The sequence below is a fragment of the Armatimonadota bacterium genome (assembly GCA_036504095.1).
In the GTDB taxonomy this organism is placed as follows: domain Bacteria; phylum Armatimonadota; class DTGP01; order JAKQQT01; family JAKQQT01; genus DASXUL01.
In genome coordinates, this window is record DASXVS010000075.1 from 1 (window position 1) to 1,558 (window position 1,558).

The following is a 1,558-nucleotide window of genomic DNA, read 5'->3' on the forward strand; positions in this document are numbered from 1 at the left end:
TCTCTCGGACGCCCGCTACAAACAACGCATTCAGACGGTGCAGAACGCGTTATCCAAGGTCGAATCCCTTCGTGGCGTTTCCTTCGAGTGGAACCCCGATACCGGGCGGTCGTTTCCCAAGGGCCCTCAGATCGGGTTCGTAGCCCAGGAAGTGCGGAAAGTGCTGCCAGAGCTTGTGAGCGCGGACGAGAAGGGCTACCTGTCGGTGCAGTATTCGAACGTGGTGCCCGTGCTGGTGGAAGCCATCAAGCAGCAGCAGACCCAGATCGCCGCCGCGGTGAGTGAGAATGCCAGATTGCGATCCCGAAGCACCATCGTGAGCGCCAGAAACGCCGATGTGCTGGTCCGGCTGCGTCGCCTGGAGCAACAGGTCCGAACGCTCACGAGCGGTGCATCGCGCCGGACCCGCCGCTGAGGCAATCGGTCATACACCAACGGAACCCTCCGAAGAAAGAAGATATACTCAATGAGATCACGCATTCCACAGGTAGCCACGCTCATCGTTCTCGTCACTATCTCGTGTCCTGCCCAAGCCGCCGTTCCCCGTACCATTGCCTTCCAGGGCATTCTGAACAACGCCACGGGTGCTCACCTTCCGGACGGTCCCTACAGCGCCACCTTCCGTCTCTACGATTCGCTCACGGGAGGAAACCTTCTCTGGACCGAGACGAAGACGGTCACAGCAGGCAAAGGCTCTTTTTCAACCGCGTTGGGCGATACGGGCGCCATCCCGGCGTCTCTCCAGTTCGACCAGCCCTACTGGCTCGATGTCCAGATAGGCGGGGACCCCGCGATGACGCCACGGGTGCCCCTGGGTGCGTCGCCGTATGCCCTTTCGCTCTCGCTCCCGTTTGCGGGGACCTCCAATTCGCTCAACTCGGGCATCAACATCACGAACTCGGGCGCCGGTGCCGGCGTTACAGGTTCTGGTTCCTCCGGAGTGGTCGGCGTTGCTACGAGCACAACGGGCGCGGGGGTCTCCGGTCAGTCGGGCGCGGGCAAGGACGCTTACGGAATCTTCGGCTACAGCGCGGACGGTACGGGTGTCTACAGCTACGGCGGCGCCCACGGTCTATTTGGCACAAGCCCGGCGGGCGCCGGTGTGTTCGGCGCGAGTACAGACGGTACCGGCGTGTATTCGACGAGCGTGAACGGAACGGCGGTCCTTGGATACAGTGGCAAAGGCAAGGGAGTGTATGGCCAGTCGGACGGCACGACGGACGCTGTGGGCGTCTACGGCGACAGCGCCAATGGATATGGCATGGAGGCGGTCAGCACTAACAGCAGCGGTCTCTTCGGGAGCAGCCTCAACGGCAACGGCGTCACGGCTCAGACGAGCAGCGCCAGCGCTTTCGCGATGTATGGGACCAACCACGCCCAAGGCCCCAGTGTGGGAGCCTACTTCCAACCGGGCGCTAATGGCGTGGGGCTCTTTGCGGGCGACTGGGGCTGGTTCGGCTCCGCCGCCATCGAGACCGATCTCACGGGGCCCGGCACCCACATTTACTGCGCCGAGAACGGGACCGGTGTCTTCTACGTCTTCGGCGGCGGCGCGGTC

At 63.3% G+C, this 1,558-nt stretch carries 2 protein-coding genes; both read left to right on the top strand.

All coding sequences use genetic code 11. The features are described from left to right. The coding region (locus tag VGM51_17560) for a tail fiber domain-containing protein (protein HEY3414846.1) at nucleotides 1-415 on the top strand (415 nt) is incomplete at its 5' end. Nucleotides 416-466: 51 nt separating this feature from the next. Further along, nucleotides 467-1,558: hypothetical protein (locus VGM51_17565; GenBank protein ID HEY3414847.1), on the top strand; the 1,092-nt coding region annotated here is incomplete at its 3' end.